The organism is Methanoculleus sp. UBA413 (assembly GCF_002502935.1).
Taxonomy (GTDB): Archaea; Halobacteriota; Methanomicrobia; order Methanomicrobiales; family Methanoculleaceae; genus Methanoculleus; species Methanoculleus bourgensis.
In genome coordinates this window covers 1,913-18,573 of record NZ_DAQR01000032.1, presented here as the reverse complement: position 1 = coordinate 18,573, position 16,661 = coordinate 1,913, and the positions used below count along the sequence as shown (strand labels likewise).

The 16,661-nt window shown below is 62.1% G+C and carries 20 protein-coding genes and 1 tRNA gene; 11 read left to right on the top strand and 10 right to left on the bottom strand.

The features are described 5' to 3' along the window. Window positions 1-794: 794 nt before the first annotated feature. A complete protein-coding gene (locus BP858_RS02595) occupies window positions 795-1,301 on the bottom strand; it encodes a hypothetical protein (protein ID WP_286878765.1) in 507 nt (168 codons plus the stop codon). 184 nt (window positions 1,302-1,485) lie between these two features. Between BP858_RS02595 and BP858_RS02590 the strand changes: the two genes are divergently transcribed. The 7 genes from BP858_RS02590 (at window position 1,486) to BP858_RS02560 (ending at window position 5,989) form a co-directional block, all read left to right on the top strand. Further along, window positions 1,486-1,728, top strand: coding sequence for a hypothetical protein (locus BP858_RS02590; protein ID WP_286878764.1), 243 nt, complete (start codon window positions 1,486-1,488; stop codon window positions 1,726-1,728). Window positions 1,729-1,980: 252 nt separating this feature from the next. Beyond that, a complete protein-coding gene (locus BP858_RS02585) occupies window positions 1,981-2,427 on the top strand; it encodes a DUF3887 domain-containing protein (RefSeq protein WP_074175272.1) in 447 nt (148 codons plus the stop codon). Between the two features lie 230 nt (window positions 2,428-2,657). Continuing rightward, a complete protein-coding gene (locus tag BP858_RS02580; RefSeq protein ID WP_145916355.1) occupies window positions 2,658-2,936 on the top strand; it encodes an APC family permease in 279 nt (92 codons plus the stop codon). A 327-nt stretch (window positions 2,937-3,263) separates the two neighbouring features. Beyond that, window positions 3,264-3,725: a hypothetical protein gene (locus BP858_RS02575; RefSeq protein WP_074175274.1), complete on the top strand. Its 462-nt coding sequence runs from the start codon at window positions 3,264-3,266 to the stop codon at window positions 3,723-3,725. A gap of 165 nt (window positions 3,726-3,890) precedes the next feature. Next, window positions 3,891-5,069, top strand: a complete 1,179-nt coding sequence (locus tag BP858_RS02570) for an aminotransferase class V-fold PLP-dependent enzyme (RefSeq protein ID WP_286878763.1) — start codon at window positions 3,891-3,893, stop codon at window positions 5,067-5,069. 22 nt (window positions 5,070-5,091) lie between these two features. Then, window positions 5,092-5,409, top strand: a complete 318-nt coding sequence (locus BP858_RS02565) for a hypothetical protein (protein WP_286878762.1) — start codon at window positions 5,092-5,094, stop codon at window positions 5,407-5,409. Further along, entirely contained in the window at window positions 5,399-5,989 is a 591-nt protein-coding gene (locus tag BP858_RS02560; protein WP_286878760.1) for a class I SAM-dependent methyltransferase, read from the top strand. The genes BP858_RS02565 and BP858_RS02560 overlap by 11 nt, the downstream gene beginning before the upstream one ends. A gap of 108 nt (window positions 5,990-6,097) precedes the next feature. On the opposite strand, the gene BP858_RS02555 is transcribed toward BP858_RS02560, so the two are convergent. Together BP858_RS02555 and BP858_RS02550 are read right to left on the bottom strand one after the other, a co-directional pair. Then, window positions 6,098-6,940, bottom strand: coding sequence for a hypothetical protein (locus BP858_RS02555; protein ID WP_286878759.1), 843 nt, complete (start codon window positions 6,938-6,940; stop codon window positions 6,098-6,100). A 99-nt stretch (window positions 6,941-7,039) separates the two neighbouring features. Continuing rightward, window positions 7,040-8,233: a M24 family metallopeptidase gene (locus BP858_RS02550; protein WP_286878758.1), complete on the bottom strand. Its 1,194-nt coding sequence runs from the start codon at window positions 8,231-8,233 to the stop codon at window positions 7,040-7,042. Between the two features lie 92 nt (window positions 8,234-8,325). Here BP858_RS02550 and BP858_RS02545 point away from each other — a divergent pair, with 92 nt between their 5' ends. After that, on the top strand, window positions 8,326-9,075 hold the full coding sequence (locus BP858_RS02545; RefSeq protein ID WP_214166839.1) for a class I SAM-dependent methyltransferase: 750 nt from the start codon (window positions 8,326-8,328) through the stop codon (window positions 9,073-9,075). Between the two features lie 12 nt (window positions 9,076-9,087). Here BP858_RS02545 and BP858_RS02540 read toward each other — a convergent pair whose 3' ends face one another. The 3 genes from BP858_RS02540 to BP858_RS02530 all read right to left on the bottom strand — a co-directional run bounded on the left by BP858_RS02540 (window position 9,088) and on the right by BP858_RS02530 (window position 12,598). Then, the gene (locus BP858_RS02540; RefSeq protein ID WP_062262967.1) at window positions 9,088-10,245 is read right to left on the bottom strand and encodes a TIGR04083 family peptide-modifying radical SAM enzyme; all 1,158 of its coding nucleotides are present in this window, start codon (window positions 10,243-10,245) and stop codon (window positions 9,088-9,090) included. A 172-nt stretch (window positions 10,246-10,417) separates the two neighbouring features. Continuing rightward, entirely contained in the window at window positions 10,418-11,131 is a 714-nt protein-coding gene (locus BP858_RS02535; RefSeq protein ID WP_286878757.1) for a DNA alkylation repair protein, read from the bottom strand. A gap of 171 nt (window positions 11,132-11,302) precedes the next feature. Further along, on the bottom strand, window positions 11,303-12,598 hold the full coding sequence (locus tag BP858_RS02530) for a condensation protein (protein WP_074175282.1): 1,296 nt from the start codon (window positions 12,596-12,598) through the stop codon (window positions 11,303-11,305). Window positions 12,599-12,739: 141 nt separating this feature from the next. On the opposite strand from BP858_RS02530, the gene BP858_RS02525 reads away from it, so the two are divergent. Then, complete coding sequence (locus tag BP858_RS02525) at window positions 12,740-13,594, top strand: ATP-binding protein (protein ID WP_062262977.1); 855 nt, start codon at window positions 12,740-12,742, stop codon at window positions 13,592-13,594. 124 nt (window positions 13,595-13,718) lie between these two features. Continuing rightward, on the top strand, window positions 13,719-14,012 hold the full coding sequence (locus tag BP858_RS02520) for a nucleotidyltransferase family protein (RefSeq protein ID WP_062262980.1): 294 nt from the start codon (window positions 13,719-13,721) through the stop codon (window positions 14,010-14,012). A 72-nt stretch (window positions 14,013-14,084) separates the two neighbouring features. Here the strand turns inward: BP858_RS02520 and BP858_RS02515 are convergent, their stop codons facing one another. Then, window positions 14,085-14,678 (bottom strand): DNA-3-methyladenine glycosylase, encoded by a 594-nt coding sequence (locus BP858_RS02515; RefSeq protein ID WP_074175284.1) that lies wholly within the window; start codon window positions 14,676-14,678, stop codon window positions 14,085-14,087. 178 nt (window positions 14,679-14,856) lie between these two features. Continuing rightward, window positions 14,857-14,991: a hypothetical protein gene (locus tag BP858_RS02510; RefSeq protein ID WP_272947030.1), complete on the bottom strand. Its 135-nt coding sequence runs from the start codon at window positions 14,989-14,991 to the stop codon at window positions 14,857-14,859. Between the two features lie 108 nt (window positions 14,992-15,099). On the opposite strand from BP858_RS02510, the gene BP858_RS02505 reads away from it, so the two are divergent. After that, window positions 15,100-15,354, top strand: coding sequence for a DUF2795 domain-containing protein (locus BP858_RS02505; RefSeq protein WP_238320515.1), 255 nt, complete (start codon window positions 15,100-15,102; stop codon window positions 15,352-15,354). Window positions 15,355-15,609: 255 nt separating this feature from the next. Here BP858_RS02505 and BP858_RS02500 read toward each other — a convergent pair. Together BP858_RS02500 and BP858_RS02495 are read right to left on the bottom strand one after the other, a co-directional pair. Beyond that, window positions 15,610-15,694, bottom strand: a tRNA-Leu gene (locus tag BP858_RS02500). Between the two features lie 37 nt (window positions 15,695-15,731). Next, window positions 15,732-16,661, bottom strand: a 930-nt coding sequence (locus tag BP858_RS02495; RefSeq protein WP_286878756.1) for an AMP-binding protein, incomplete at its 5' end; no start/stop codon positions are given.

The following is a 16,661-nucleotide window of genomic DNA, read 5'->3' as shown; positions in this document are numbered from 1 at the left end:
AGGTAAAGGGGGACGACCCCGGCTCTTCGCTCGCTGGTAGCTGATCTTATTACTCCGGACGGAGAAGAGTTGTTGGCAGTCCCGTGTGAATCGATGTTGGCGCACGTTTCATCCTGTGGGCTGCCCTTTATTCTCGCTGGTTCTTGCATTCTGTTTCCTCGTTGTGTGGCGTTATCAATCCGACTTTACCGTTGACGATCTGCGTCTCCCGGGCGGGGTTTGCGACCGGATCCGGGATGTGGTCGAGTACTTCCAGGTTACTTTCTCTCAATGTTCTGCTCCTGTGCGGGTGGACCTGACTGATCGCTGCCGAAGGAGGAAGGCGACGCCGTGATCCGGGTATTCGGCCTTAAGACAGGTTCCCGCACGCAAAAAGAGGTGGGTGCGAGGGGGTTATAAGCGTGAGCTGCGCATGGTGTGAGTGAGCAACGACGGTGCAGTCCCTCCCGGAGGCCGGATCTGCCACAATGGTCGAGTACGCTTTACCGGAGATACAACATTTGTGCTACCCAAACCGCCCACCTCCCCCTCCTCCCGGGAGGAGGGTAATCTGTCGCGATAGCCCGGAACCGGGTTCCCTCTGCCGATATGCCGGGGAACAGCAACGTGAGCCGGACGGTGGATTTCATCACTGGGGGTGGGCTTCCTCGCCTGTGATGCTCACATGGAAGGAACAGCACAATCGGATTAACGTTATGGGGTCACCTGCGACCCGGGACGATTGATAAAACAACAGGAGATATCTTCAAATTGGGCAGGCTCCCCGGTAGAAAAAGGGGGTGAAGTCCCCCTCCTCACTCCAGCACGGGGACCAGGTCTGCCCAGGTCTCGATCTTTTCTTTGATCGCGTCGTCCTGGTAGGACGAGATCCGGACGGTCTTCCGGGTGAAGGTGACGTAGTAGTCGTCACCCGTGGGGTCGTGGCACTTGAGCTGAGCATAGTAGCTCTCACGGCCGAAGTCGCGGACGGCGGTGCCGCCCATCGCGGTCTTAAGCGCCGTATTTGCAAGGGCTTCCGCGGCGTTCGCCTCGAACGCGGCGATCGTGGGGGACTGGAGCGAGACGGTCCCGACCCGCTTGCCGCTCCCGTCGACGAAGTTCACCTTCGCGGTGTAGTGTTCGCGGTTGCGGACGACCGCCGGGACCTCAACGCCCTCGCGGTCGGTATACGCGATGCAGCCGAAGGGGTTGTCATCGATGACCATCTCGATGAGGGTGTTAAACGACGTTACGTCGGCGATCGGGACGGAAAGGTCCCGGACCGCCGATTTGTTCACGGTCTTCTGGACGAAGTCTGCCATGGTTGGTTACTCCTCGCCTGCCAGGGTTCCCGGGAATATGACAGACAATCATATGGTATGCCCCCTGGGGATATCAACCTGACTTTATCAAAAAGCCCAAATTGGGGCTGGATTCTTGAATATAATTGTTACGGTCAGCCTTTTTAGGTTCCCCGACCTATCGTCCTTCAGGAAGGTTACCTGGATGACTGAGGAGAAGACTACCCGGGAGCTCGTCTACGAGACGAACCGGGACGTGAAGTGGATCTGCCGGGCGCTCGCGCGGATGGAGGCGCAGGACCTGGATTTTGAGGCCAGGATCCGGGCGCTGGAGGGCTGGCGGGCGGAGAAGGTCGGCGAGGAGCGGCGGCTCTCGACGGTCAGCGCCGGGACCGGCGGGGTCGTCGGCGGGGTGGTGGCGGTGCTGGTGAAGATGCTCGGCGGATGATCGTGCTGAACTCTCGCGTACAGTGTCTCTGCTGGATACGGCAAAGGCGGTAAGAGCGCAGAAGTCTCTCGACACAATGCCTTTTTCACGTTCACCACGCGCACGGCCCCTGCTTAAATAACCAGACTCCGACGTTCCTTGTATGAGGAAAAACCGGCGTGTCCGGATCGAGAAGGTCGTTGATCGATAGCCATACCGGTGAGAACCCCCCTCCACCCGCAGATTAATCTCCCCCCAATCCGACTCAGTACCATGAATCTCCGCAAAACCCCATTCCTCGCCGCCCTGCTGCTCCTCATCGCGGTCGCCGCATGCGGCTGCATGGACCGGGAATCAGTCGTCCCCGACGAGGAGAAGGTGCAGGTGCTTGCCTACGCAGACCCGGTCGCCGAGAACCTCCTTGCCGGCTTCAACGAAGACAACTACACGAAGTACTCCCGCGACTTCAGCCCGGAGATGAAACAGGCCCTGGATGAGGCCGCGTTTGAGCAGAACCGCGAACTCGTCACATCCCGGATCGGGCTCTACGAGTCCAGAAAGGACCCTGTCGTCACAGAGACCGGCGACTACATCGCCGTAGTCTACAAGGCGACGTTCGAGCGTGAGGACGGGGTGGATATCCGGTTCGTCTTCAAGAAAGGCGATGAGGCCCACCAGCTCCAGGGACTCTGGTTCAACTCCCCGAAGCTGCGCAGTTAAAGCACCCCCGGCGGGACCTCTCGGCTTGAACCTCTTTTTTTCCGGCCCCATCCCGCTGCCGGCGCACTCCTCGATCCGGGACAGTGCCCTCGTTCCTTCCGCGCTGGAAACTACCTGATGCCGGCGCAACGATTAAGTATGCGCCCTGACGACGACGGGCCCACGGAGACTCTCTTGAGCACCGGATGGGTATGGTTCGCATCCGTCCTCAACAGGGTGGTGGAGGTCGTATGGCAACACCGCCCCACGCCGGAACGCAGGCGAGCAGACTCTCGCGAAGACTGACAACCGGAGACGCCACCGTTATCGGGCTTGGCTCCATGATCGGCGCCGGCATCTTCACGGCTCTCGCACCGGCGGCCGCCGCCGCTCAGGCGGGGCTGGTCATCGGGCTTGCGATTGCGGCGAGTGTTGCATACTGCAACGCTGCCTCATCCGCACAGCTCACCCGCCTCTACCTGGCATCAGGCGGCACCTACTGCCGAGTCAACGACAAATTGTCGCAATAGTGCATCGTGTCACGTTATTTTGATGCGTGAGATGCAACGCCGATGACCTCACGCGGAAGCACGCGAAGTTCGGTATAATCCCCTGCAACGCCTCATCAAGTCTTCGCGCGAGAGCGCGAGCGGCTCGATCCCCCTGTGCTGAAAATTCACGCAGAAGTGCGCGAAGACGCGAAGATTGGTCTTGGGTACCTGCAACGCCCCTTCGCGGCCTTCGCGACTTCGCGTGAGGCAGTGCGGTAACAGAGAGCACCAACGTCTCATGCGGGAGGTCGCCCCTGCCCGACGTTTGATTGTTGACCCGGCACCTACGTCTATGCGAGGGAGCGGTTGAGCGGGTTCTGGGCCTGGGTGGCGGGCTGGGGCTTCGTGGTCGGGAAACTCGCCAGCTGTTCTGCGGTTGCGCTCACCTTCGGCTACTACCTCTCCCCTGACTGCGCACGCTACCTTGCCGCGGGGGCGGTGATCGCGTTTGTGGCGCTGAATTATTTCGGGATCGAGAAGACCGCCGGCGCAACGAAGATCATTGTTGCGGTGGTCCTGCTCGCGGATCTCCGTGCGGCAATCGGGTTCAGTTCCTTTACGGTGCTGCTGTACTACGCGGTCACAAACATCTCTGCATACACCCTGACGGGGCAGGAGAGGCTGTATGGCAGGAACCTCGCGGTGCCTGGTCTTCTGGGCTGTCTTGCGCTCGCGTTCACGCTGCCGGTCGCATCAGTCGGCATCGGGAGTGCGGTCATGCTGGCGGGCATACCGGTTTACCTCCTGCAGAGGCGGCGCTTCCCGTGAGGACGGATCCCCTGTGAGGCGGTGTGGTTCGTGCAGGAATCGGCCGGAAGAGTACGGTTATCTCGCCGGCGACCGCGAGCCAAATCCGTCACGCCCGTCAGTGATAAGGCTTCCCGGGTATCCGGAACGATTCTTTTTTGGCACTGGAGAACAGACTCCTTGAAAATGAGTTCTACGGCTGACCGCCCGCCGATCATCTACTTAAACAACGCCGCCACGACCTGGCCGAAACCCCCGGAAGTGCTGGAGGCCGTGAGGCAATCCCTTGCCCTCCCCGTCTTTGGGTCGGGGAGGACCACCGGCAGCCAGGGAGAGGATTACGTCACGCTGGCCCGGGAAGCAGTCGCGAGCCTCCTTGCCGCAGACCCGCCGGAACACGTGGTCTTCACCCAGAACGCGACCGACTCCTTAAACCTCCTCATCCAGGGATTCCTTGCCGAGAAAGAGGCAGGCTGCCACGTCCTCACGACCGAACTCGACCACAACTCGGTCTTAAGACCGCTCCATGAGCTCGAACGGCAGGGCCGCATCAGGCTGACGGTCCTCCCCTTCGAAGACGGCTCGGTTCATCCAGATACGGTTGAAGCAGCCATAACGCCCGATACCAGGCTCATGGTCACGACCCACGGGAGCAACGTGCTCGGCTCGGTGCAGGACGTCTCCCGCATCGGGGAGGTCCTGCACGATCACGGGGTCTTCTTCATCGTCGACGGAGCGCAGGCCGCCGGCCATATACCCGTCGACCTCCAGAAGTTCCCGGTCGATGCCTACGCCTTCACCGGCCACAAGGGCCTCTTCGGCATCCCGGGCACCGGTGGGTTCTACCTGCGGGACCCGGAATCGGTCGCCCCTGTCCGCTACGGAGGGACCGGGACCGACTCCTTCTCGCTCTTCCAGCCCCGCGAGATGCCGGAGCGGTTCGAGTCAGGGACCCATAACTACCCGGGCCTTGCGGCCCTCGCGGCCGGCGTGAACTATATAGCATCTATCGGTGTTGCGGCCATCGCAGAGAAAGCAGAGCGCCAGACCGGGTTCATCATCGGAGAGTTAACGAAGGAGCCAAACATCACCGTCTACAACGAACACCCCTCTCTTCCCATCATCTCGTTCAACATCTGGGGCATCGAGAACGATGACGTGGGGTTCATCCTCGCCCGCGCCTACGGGGTCGTTGCCCGCACCGGGCTCCACTGTGCGCCTCTTCTGCACAGGGCGATCGACGGGGGAGTAGGCTCCGTGCGGCTCAGCCTCTCCTGGTTCACGACCGATGAAGAGTGCCGGATCACAGCCAGAGCAATCAGGGAGATTGCAAGAGATGCGAATTCTTCGGTCGATTCGTCATAAATCCTGTGCCGACGGCTCCTTCATGAAGGAGTTCCTCCTCAGCGCCCCGGTACCGGAGGGCTTCTTCGCCTACCTCGGGAACTTCGGGCATGTGGAAGCCCTCCCCAACATCGGCGAGGGGTTCTACAAGTTCGAGAAGCCCGACTGGTTCTCCATCAAGGGGTTTGCCGGGGACACCACCGTTGAGGTCAGGTTCAAGAAAGAGGTGATGGACCTGACGGTGGATTTCGTCTACTTCCTCTTCTCAGCCTACCGGGAGGGACCGATGGACCTCTCCCTGCTGAAACGGCGGGAGGAGGCGATCGAGAGACGGGTGCAAGAGCATCTCTATGGGTCGTGACAGCACGTTGCCTGAGGATGTATTTGAGCGGTTCGCAGAGGAGTACGACCACTGGTTTGAGGAGCACCGCGCCGAGTACCACGTGGAACTCGCCCGGGTCCGGCGCCTCCTCCCCTGCCCCGACTCCCGTGCCATCGAGGTGGGGGTCGGGTCCGGACGGTTTGCCGCCCCGCTCGGGATTACGCTCGGGCTCGAGCCCTCGCCTGCCCTCGCCCGGATGGCACGCGGGCGGGGGATCGAGGTGATCCGCGGGAGAGGAGAATCAATCCCGATCAGGGACGAGGCGTGTTCATCGGTGCTCCTGGTGACGGTCATCTGTTTCCTGGACGACCCGGTCCCGGTATTTCGGGAACTTCACCGGATCCTCGCTCCGCTGGGGACTCTTGTGATTGGGTTTCTTGAGCGTGAAGGAGCAGTTGCCCGGAAGTACCGGCATGATAGGGGAAAACACAGGTTCCTCTCCCGCGCCCGCTTTTACTCATCGGACGAGGTGCGAGCCCTCCTCAGGCGCACCGGGTTTTGCGTAACTGAGGTCGAGTCAAAGGCCGGGTTCACGGTCATCGCTGCAGAGAAGACTTGAATGGACAACCTGCCGGAACAGCACCCCGGAGCCCTCGAGAGCGCCCGGTCAAACGACCCGGGCGAACGAAGGCGCATCTCTGCAGGAAAACGAGGAGGAGGGCGGGCGTCAGTACACGCCCTCGCCCGTTACGAGAACGCCCCTCACCGGGTAGGTGCCGTTGCACGCACCCCGGAACTCGTGACGCACACTCTCGGAGTACGAATTCGACTGCCAGCCAAGAACCCACCACTGGTTCGTCCCCAGGAACCCGCATGAGACGGCAAGGACGTTCTCGTCGTCGGCATCGAACGAGAGGATAAACGGCACCTCCACGATGTACCCGGAAGTCCCCGGGCTCACGTAGAGGCCTTCAACGCGTCCGCCGGACTCGTTGATGGTACCGGCAATCTGGTAGGGCATGAAGAGAGGTTCGGTTCCTACCGGCGTTCTGGTGTCTATCTCGTGGTCGGGACCGGTGCCGGAGATGTGAAGTTCCATCTCGACCAGAACCGGCGTCTCCTCTGAATACCGGTTCGAGTAGATTTGAGTGGGTTTGGGGAGTTCCGACTCGTTCTGCCCCGGCGCAATCGGGATCGGTACAATCTGGTTTTTGTAGACGGGATCGATCCGGTCGGCCGAGATCTTCAGCATGGGAATGCCGTCGACGTGCTCGATCGTTACTGATATCTTGTCCCGGTCAAAATGGCTGAAACTCGCACGGGAGAGGTCGAGGGGCGTCACGTTCGTTCCGGTCTCCGGGTCGTACCGGGAAGGAAGAGGGACCAGGAGGACCACATCTTCGATAGGCCCGGACGTGGAGATCGTCAGGTCGTAGTGATACGACGACCTGAAACTCTCTGATGCGGATTGGCCAAGGATTGCTGCAAGCAGCGCTATACATACGAAGAGGATGACCGCGAGAACGCCTGCCGCGATGAGCACTTTCCTGAGAACATTCACCGTATTCACTCCCGTTGATCACCACATTGGGGAGTTGACCATAGTATACCTACCGGTTTTCCGGGCTGCCATCGTTTCACGGTACCGGGGCCGCGACCGGATCCTCCCTCAGTCCACCAGGATCAGCCCGGGGTTCGTCCCCGTGATGCTCCTGCCGCCTCCGCGGGTGACCACGAAAGTGTTCTCGATACCGACCATCCCGACGCCCCTGACGCCAACCTTTGGTTCGAGGGCGATCACCATCCCTTCTTCGAGCGGTTCATCAAAACCCCGGGCGATCACCGGCACCTCGTCCACGGTGAGGCCGACGCCGTGGCCCAGGAACGGCACCCTTCGATCACCAAACCCCATGAAGTTCTTGAGGAATGCGGGCTCCAGGCCGCCGATCACCGTCTCGTAGACCTCCGACGGGCGGGTCCCCGCCCGCAGCAGCGCGGCCGCCTCGTCCTGGATCTCGACGCACCGGCGATGGGCATCTATCGCCTCCTCAGGGAGCGATCGCCTGAAGATATACGTCACTGTCTTGTCGGTGTGGTAGCCCTGCACCCCGCACGCACAGTCGAGGAAGACCAGGTCACCGGCTTTGAGCGTCCGGTCGGGGCTGCCGAGGACCGGCGCGCCGGGAGCCGCTCCAAGGCATCCCCCCGGACCGTCGAAGTTGGTCGGGTAGAGGGAACTCTCCCCGAACCCGATCTGCCCGAGCACCATCTCCGTCCCGAACCTCCCGAACCGGGCTATGCCATGATGCCCCTCCCTGACCATGAGGGAGAAGACCTCACCCCCAAGCCCGGCCTCGCTCATCCCCTCCCTGAGCATCCCCGGGACGCAGTCTTCCAGTACGTGCCGGTGGATCCTCCCGGCCTGCTCCATGATCGCAAGTTCGTAAGTGCTCTTCTTCGACCTGACCTTCGCCGCCTGGGTATCGAGCGCCGCCGTCTCCCTGAAGGGGAAGTATTTCCGGAAGCGTTCGAGCAGCGCGAGGGGCACCGTCTCCGCATCAACGTGGACTGTCCCGGGGCATGCGCCCATCCCGGCGGCTGCGTCACGGAAACTCTTCATCGGCCGGATATCGGGGAAGAGCGACTCGTCAAGCGCCCGCTCAAGGCTCCGGCGTACCCAGAGCACGGCTTCATCGTCGCGGGGGATCAGGAGGACCCCGTCCTGCATCGTCCCGGTGAGGTAGAACTGGTTTGTCCGCCCAAAGATCGCGGCAAACTCCCATGGGGGGTTCTCCGTGTCCATGCGGAGCCGGAAGCGCTCCATGCGGTCCCGGAGTTCGGAGGCAGGAGTCTTTCGCTCCATACGCATGAATGGGCGGCGCTGGTATTTATCATGCCGGAACGGCAGCCGTGCCGCCGTGCGGGTTTATGCGGCCATACGACATACTACCGGTAATGGACAACTCCTTCATCTTCACCATCTTCGAGGGCCTGCCCCGCCAGGGACCGGGGAGCAACGAGTGCACGAGAAAGGCGTTCTCGATGCTCACCGATCTCCCGGCCCAACCGGAGATCCTGGATATCGGGTGCGGGACCGGGATGCAGACGACTGAATTGGCCCGGATCTGCCCCGACTGCCGCATAACCGCCGTCGATGTCCACCAGCCGTACCTGGACGACCTCGCCCGGAGGGCGGCAGCGGCCGGGGTGGGGGAACGGATCACCACGGTCTGGGCCTCGATGGACAACCTGCCTTTTCGCGACGCAACGTTCGACGTCCTCTGGGCGGAGGGCTCGATCTTTGTCATGGGGTTTTGGGAGGGGCTCGCTTCGTGGCGGCGGCTTCTCCGACCGGGCGGCTACCTCTGCCTCACCGAAGCCGTCTGGTTCACGGAGAAGCCCTCAAGCGAGGTGGCGGCGTTCTGGAACGAGTGCTACCCCGGGATAACGACCGTCCGGGGGAACTGTGTAATCGCCGAGAGGGCCGGGTATGAAGTCGTTGCGACCTTTCCGCTGCCTGAGTCCGCGTGGTGGGAGGACTACTATACGCCGCTCATCAAACGGCTGGCAGACCTGCGGGTGGCAGCCGCCGGCGACCCCGATGCAGAGGCCCTTATCGATTTTTCAGAGCGGGAGATCGCCGTCTACCGGGAGCACGCCGGCGAGTACGGCTATGAGTTTTTCGTCCTCAGGAAGAACCGCTGAGGTGCCCGGCGCTCACTTCGTTGCCATCGTCTGGAGGATCCACATGATCCCCGGCTTTGCCTTCCTCCGGAGCGGCGAGCCGAAGTCTTCCGTCTCCATCACCGGGGACCCGTAGAGTTCTTCATTCACCCGGTCGTTGATCTCGTCGAAGATCCGCTTGTAGGCGACGCAGTGGGGGTCGACGCCCCGGATCTCGCCGTCTGTCGGCGCTATCGCGTTGTAGGGGCACCCGCCCCGGCAGTACTTGATGTGGGGGCATCCCCCGCATTCGCGGTCGACGTAGTCCTTGAACGCCTGCATCAACTTCCCGGCGTCCGACCGGGCGAGGTCTTCGGATGTGGGGCGGTCGTAGACGTTGCCCATCACGTACTCCGGCATCCCGACGAAGCGGTAGCAGGGGTATATGCTCCCGTCCGGCCCGACGGCCAGGGTGGTTCCCATGCAGTCCACATATGTGCAGACGGTGCCGTGCCGGGTGAAGACGCACTTGCAGAGGTCGTTGATGTTCATGATCTCGATCCTCCCCAGGTTCTCCAGGTACTTATCGAGGAGATACACCAGCAGTTCCCCGTACGCCTCCGGCTCGAGCGCCCACTCTTTCGGGTTCTCGTTCCGGAGAGACGGCAGCGCCGGGTGGAGTTTGAGCGGGAACCCATTCTGCAGGAAGAAGTTGAAGATCTCTTCTTTATGCTCGACCGACCGGGAGGTGAACGTGCAGATAAACCTGACTTCGAGTCCGTTTGCCCGCGCGATCTCGTAGCCCCGCATAGTCTTTTTAAAGTAGCCCTTTCCTCTCTGCAGGTCGTTGATCTCCTCCGGACCGTCGATGCTGGAACCGACGGGGATATCGTATTGGGCAAGTATCTGAGCCAGTTCCGGAGTGAGCCTCCAGAGGTTGCTCTGCAGGGCGAACGTCGGTGCGAGATGGGCGAGACCCTCGGAGAGGATCGGCAGGGCCTGCCGATAGAAATCCGCACCTGCAAGGAGCGGCTCTCCCCCGTGGAAGGTGATGGTGACCTGGTCGGACCGGTAGTCTTTGAGCCATTCGGTTATCTCCCGGACCGTCTCGATGCTCATTATCGGGGACCCTTCATCGGAACTCCAGCAGTAATGGCATTTGGAGGGGCACCCGAGCGTGGGTATGATCATGACGTGAAAAGGGCTCTTCATCATACCGTGGTTCTCTCTAATGACGTTAAAGTCTATGCATATGCCCGTTCGGACCCGGGAGCACGGCCCCTGACGGCAACCACGCGGAGTCGTCGCTCGGTATCGGGGTGGTCGGCGCAACCATTCTCCGAAACTCTCCGGAGCGTACGAACCGGCCCGGTCACCGCCGACCTCACCAGTCCTTCTTCATCGCCTCCGCCTTCAGGTCCTTTGGCATCAGCTCGATTGCGTACCGGAGCGCCGTCCGGGGCATATCCCGCTTGTTTGCCATGACGTAGGAGAAGACCTCGTCCGTGTGCTTGCGGCTCGCCTCTTTGAGGAGCCACCCGTAGCCTTTCTGCACCAGATCATCAGTATCGGTGAGGAGCAGGTCGGCGATCGCGAGGGCTTCGGTGAGGAAACTCCCGCGTTTTGCCGGCACGACCAGCGAGACCGCCGCCGCCCGCCGCATCCAGCGGTTCTCGGACTGCGTCCAGCGTTGCAGCTCCTCGATCTCGCCGGGGTACCGCACGATGAAATCCCCGACGGCATGGTTGCAGAGACCGTCGCAGGCAGCCCAGTTGGTGACATAGGTATCGATCCAGTGCCGGAAGACGGCGATGTCCCGGGGCTCGTAGCGGTCGGCGAGCAGCGGAGCCCATGCAGATACGATAAAAGCCTCCTCCATCATCCCCGACCGATAGAGGTCCTCGCAGAGCGCGAAGATCTCCTGTTTCTCGCGGGACCTGACCTCCTTCCAGTACTTCTTCGCGATCGAGGATACGGTTGCGGTCTTCAAGCCGTAGCACCGGACCTCCTCCCTGAAGAACCGCCCTGAACACTTCCGGACATCAGGGTCCCCGTGCGTCGTGAGTTCCTGCCGTATCGCATCGATGACCGGGTCCATAGGAAGGTGTAAGGAGGGCTAGAGGATAAACGATGCGGCAGGCGGTCCGGCAACCGAGACACTGCTCGATATGCATCTTTTTGGTCCGCCCTTATCCGGCCAGGCACCGCTATCTCCCGCTCTGCCCGACAGTATCTTCATCCTCCTGGTAACTCCCCAATATCGCGGCCCTCATGGGAGATACCCGTCCACGTACTCGAGGAACTGCTTCACCGTTGCCGTCGAGTAGGGCCCCTCCTCATACGCCGTCATGATCGTCAGGCGGCCGCGGAAGGTCGAGGCCGTCATCAAAAACCCGTACGGCCAGCAGACGCAGGGGAGGTACTGGATCTCCGCAAGGTCGAGCAGCGTGCCGTCCCGGCCGGGGACGGGCAGGTAGTCGCCGGGGTCGAATATCCCGAGGTTCGCAAAGACCGGGTTCTTCAGGCCGGACGAGAGGTAGCGCTCCATCATATCGTCAAAGAACGCCCGCACCGCCGGCATCCCGCCCGCCATGATCCCTTCGTAGAAGAGGATGGCCGCAAGCCCGAGACTTCCTGCCTTGCGGCGGGAGGTTATCGCCGTCACCTGGTCGATGATCTCCTCCAGATCTGCTCCCTCTTCCGCGGAGAGGGTGACCTCGTAGGCGATCGAGAGGTTCATGGGCGGGCACTCCTCAGGGTGCCTGAGGTGCCGCCGGCGCAGGTCGGCCGACGTCAGGAGTGACCGGGGCGCTCCCCGGTCCGAGGGGTCGTCCCGGATCTTCAACAGGGCGAGGAAGAACGCACCGATGAGGACGTCATTCACCGTGGCCCCGTGCTCGCGCCCGAACTCCTTTATGCGCCCGAGCCGTTCGGGGGCGAGCGTCCGGGAAGCGATCCGGGGCGTCCCCCTCCCGGTCCGCTCGACCGGGAAGCGCCACCGGTCGACGAAGGGCTCCTCCTCTGCAAGCGCCTGCTTGCGCTCCTCATCTGAGTAGAGCGCAAGGATCCGGTCCGTGCTCCGGTCGTAGGGCTCCACCGGGACCGGTTGGAACTCCGGATCTTCCAGAATCCCCCGGTAGGCCGCAAAGACCCGCCTGGCAAGGGCCATGGCGCCGGCGGCGTCGCAGAAACCGTGGTGGCAGGTAACGACCACACTATCCCCCTCCTCCCGCCGGTAGAGCGTGACCCGGACCTGCGGCCCGGCGCGGACGTCAAGCGGCGGCGGGGGCAGGCTCACACCCTCCCCGGCCGGGACGAGGACGAACGCCCTCTCTCCCTCCGGGATCTCCTCCCAGACCGGGAGCCCCTCTCCCTCATCTGCAAACCGCGACCGAAGGTAGGGGTCGGACGCGACGAGCCTCACCGTCGCCTCCCGCATGACGTCGACGTCGACCTCGCCGTCGAACGTGAAGACGACATGCATCGTGGGATCATAGAGGCGCTCGAAATAGACGTTGAAGAGATCAAAGGCGGGTGCAGGACGGCGGACCGGTGCGGGGGACATTACCTTAACCGTCTCTTTGTCCGGGGATAACTGCTTTCTTCTTCGGCGTCCACCTGGCTGCCCCTGACCCAGCCGCAAATGTTTTTTGGGTACCGGGTCGTTAAGAGAAGCAGCAGGGGCAATGGATACAGGGGGATTCTGATGAAGAGAAAGATCATCGATATCGACGAGGAGAAATGCACCGGGTGCGGGCTCTGCATCCCCGACTGCCCGGAAGGAGCGCTTCAGATCATCGACGGGAAGGCGCGGCTCGTGAGCGACCTCTTCTGCGACGGGCTCGGCGCCTGTATCGGGACGTGCCCGGAGGGGGCGATCTGCGTCATCGAGCGGGAGGCCGAGCCGTACGATGAGAAGGCCGTGATGGCAGAAAAGATCGTGCCCCAGGGAGAAGCGGTCCTCAGGGCACACCTGGAGCACCTTCTCGGCCACGGGGAGATGGAGCTCTACCGGCAGGCGGTCGAGTACCTGACCGCGAACGGTATCCCCATACCCGAACACGAGACCGCAGAGGTTGCAGGGGTGTGTCCGGGGTCCGCCGCAAGGAGCCTCTCGCGAGCGGATACCATGGACCGGGAGCCCGCCGCACGGACGGAGTCGGAACTCCGGCAGTGGCCGGTCCAGTTGAAACTCCTCAACCCCCGGGCCCCGTACTTCGAGGGTGCGGACCTCCTCATCTCCGGGGACTGTGTTCCCTTTGCCTACGCAGACTTTCACCGGGACTTCCTGCGGGACAGGATCGCGATCGTCTTCTGCCCGAAACTGGATGCCGACGTTGATGGGTATGTCACGAAACTCGCGGAGGTCTTCTCGCAGCACGCTGTCCGGTCGGTTACGGTCCTGCACATGGAGGTGCCCTGCTGCAGCGGGGTGCGGTACGTCGTGGACCGGGCCCTGGAGCGCTCGGGAAAGGAGGTGCCGGTGAACGAGTATACGGTCACACTGCAGGGCCGGGCCGAGGAGGGAAGCCGGGTCCGGCGCCGGATCCCGCCGGAGTGAGTAGAGAACTGCCTTGAACGGCAACGTACGACTTTTTCAGCGGGCGTGTGGCGCATCTGCTCTTCAGGGGGAAGACCGAGTGGCACTTTAAGGCGATCTACTTGAGAGAGATAGAGCAGGAGCTATGAAAACCCGCGCTGAAGTCCTCGACACCCTTCGGTCCCTGAAAGGTGAGTTGAAGGATCGGTATCACGTCCTGAGCATCGGCATCTTCGGGTCGTATGCTCGCGAAGAGCAAGGGGAGAGCAGTGACATCGACGTACTCGTTGAGTTCGGCCCTGAAGCGGACCTCTTTGATTTTGTCGGGCTTTCACAGTATCTTGAAGAGAAACTCGGCCTGAACGTGGATGTCGTACCAAAGGCAGCGCTGCGCCCGGAGTTCCGCACCCGGGTTACGCGGGACCTCCTCTTCGCATGAGGGCATATACCGTGCGGCACCTCACGTTGGGCGGGTCGAGAGGAGCCGGCACGACCCCGACTTTGCCCCGGATCACCGCCGCGAGACGTAACGGCTCCCTTTCAGGTAAAACCGGAGGGGGCGGTCCGCCGCCTTCGTGATCCCGATCCGGGTCGTCTGCACGACCTCTCCCGGCCAGCCCTCCGGCCGCCGGCCGGGGAGGCTCTCCGGCGACCAGACCTGGAGGGGACCGTCGCTGAGGGAGACCCCGTTCAGGTCCATCGTGATGCCGAGCGCCTCCGTCAGTTTCCCCGGGCCGCTTGCAAGCGCGAGCGGGTCGTCCGTCCCCCGTCTCTCCCGCATCAGGTCAATCCCGACCGCCGGCTCGAGCGCCCTGATGAGGACCGCACCCCCTGCGCCCTCTGGTCCCGTCACGACGTCGATGCAGGTATACAAGCCGTAGATCCGGTAGATATACGCACGGCCCGGCGGTCCGAACAGAACGCGGTTCCGCTTTGTCTCTCCCCGGAACGAGTGGGCCGCCGGGTCCCCCCGGAGGTACGCCTCGTCCTCGACGATCCACCCGGCCGCCATCCCTGCCTCCTCCTGGTGCACGAGCAGGCACCCCAGCAGGTCCTTTGCGACGGTCACGGCGTCGTGCGCATAGAATTCAGGCGGGAGAATCATGGGTTCCCTGGTCCTCTTCCGCCTGCCATCAAGGTTTCGGGGAGTGAGCCGGCACGCCCGGGTATACCCATGCCGCCCTACCCCTATCATGGGGCAGGGCAGGGCGCCTACACTATTACGGAGACCTCCTGACCGGGTGGGTGATGAGGTTCCGGAGCGGCCATCACTTCTTCCTGTTTCAGAAGCAGGTGAACCACGGCCGATAGCGGCGCCGGAGCCGGTTCCTGGTTGTGTCATCCCGGTGGTATGGTAGTCCCCGGGCGCTCTCGTTCCCATCCGGGATCATCGCTGACTCAAAACTGTCTATCGCCAAATTTCCCTTCTTTTTGCCTGATCGCACAGCAACATTTTTATTCTCATGGATCTATGGGCTGGGTCGTGTCCCGCCATGCGGGATGCACCAACATTGGTGGTGAGAAGTATGCCAGAAGAACGACCGTCAGTTAAGGGTGGGCAGGCCTCTGCAGCACAGGCCGCATCTGTTGCAGAGCTGAGCGCATCCGCATTTCAGAAGTACCTCGGAGGCATGGACTACCCTGCAGGAAAGCAGGACATGATCAGCCATGCCCGGAAGAACAAGGCGCCGGACGCGGTGATCCAGGTCCTGGAGATGTTTGAGGACAAGACATACCAGTCTGCGGCAGACGTAAGCAAGGAGTTTGGCAGGGTCAAATAACCTTCTGGCTTTACGGCACGTCCCCTGCTGACCGGCCCCGGCCAGGCCTCTCCCCGGGCATCCCAGGAGGGGCTCGACGGTCGGGGCGGCCGGTGGGAACGACGTTCCACGAGGACCGGAACTCGAAGACCAACTGTGTCGGGCCGGGGGCATTCGCGACCTCGCCTTTACCCGGGGATACGCTCTATTAGACCAGAGTTCCCGGTGCGCCGATCGGAAACCGAACTCTGCAGAAGAGAGAATGTAGAAGAAGAATGCGAGGAGCCGGATTCGAACCGGCGAACTCCTACGAGACTAGGCCCTGAACCTAGCGCCTTTGACCTGGCTTGGCAACCCTCGCGCCTAATATCATAGTACCTTCAACAAAATAAAGGTGATCACTCCCCGCATTTCCTGGACGAACGGGAGTTGGGGGAGTTGTTCTCCATAGACCGCTTCATCTCCAGTTCACGGAGTTCATGCCGCTTGATCTTGCCCGAGATTGTCTTTGGGAGCTCTGACACAAACTCGATCGCGCGGGGATACTTGTAGGGCGCCGTCACCCGCTTGACGTGCTTCTGGATATCCTTGACCAGCGTCTCAGTGGGCCGGTACCCGGGCTTGAGGACAATGAACGCCTTGACGATCAGCCCCCTGATCACGTCGGGCGACCCGACGACCGCTGCCTCCTGCACGGCGGGGTGCTCCATGAGCGCGCTCTCCACCTCGAAGGGCCCGATACGGTAGCCGGAGGACTTGATGACGTCGTCATCGCGGCCGATGAACCAGAAGTAGCCGTCCTCATCCATACACGCCTTATCACCGGTGTAGTAGAACCCGTTCTGAAAGACCCTTTGATTCTCCTCTTCGTTGTTCAGGTAGCCGCGGAAGAGCCCGACCGGGCGGGGATCCAGTTTGACCGCGATGCGCCCCTCCTCCCCGATGCCGACCGGGTTTCCATCGTCATCGTGGAGTTCGATATGCCAGCCCGGCGAGGGCCTCCCCATGGAGCCGGGTTTACACTTCATGCCCGGGAACGTCCCGATACAGAGCACCGTCTCGGTCTGGCCGTAGCCCTCGTAGATCGTCCTGCCGGTCCCCTCCTCCCATGCCCGGATCACCTCGGGATTGAGCGGTTCGCCAGCGCTGCAGCAGTGCCGGAGGTCAGCAAGATCAAACTTATCGAGGTCGGCGAGGATCAGCATCCGGTAGATGGTCGGGGGGCAGCAGAACGTCGTAACCCCGTAGCGCTCAAGCAGCGGTAGGATCTCGGTGGCGTGGAACCGGCCCCTGATATCGTAGACGAAGATGCACGCGCCGACGATCCA